The 255-nt window shown below is 42.4% G+C and carries 1 protein-coding gene; it reads left to right on the forward strand.

The features are described from left to right. On the forward strand, positions 1–255 hold a 255-nt coding region (locus ACH5TX_RS00240), incomplete at both ends, for a phosphoribosylaminoimidazolesuccinocarboxamide synthase (protein ID WP_439337556.1).

Consider the following 255-nt stretch of genomic DNA (forward strand, 5'->3'; position numbering starts at 1 on the left):
AGCCACAAAAATGATGGCAGCTACTCAGGATTTAGTTCCTAACTGGTTAACAGCAACACCAGACCCTAATGTAGCAGTAGGTCATTTATGCGAACCTTTTAAAGTAGAAATGGTAATTCGTGGTTATATGTCTGGACATGCAGCACGCGAATATAAATTAGGAAAACGCATGCTTTGTGGTGTACCCATGCCAGAAGGAATGAAGGAAAACGATGCGTTTCCAGAGCCAATAATCACGCCAGCTACAAAAGCAGA

This window comes from Thalassobellus citreus, from assembly GCF_044385915.1.
Classification (GTDB): Bacteria; Bacteroidota; Bacteroidia; order Flavobacteriales; family Flavobacteriaceae; genus Thalassobellus; species Thalassobellus citreus.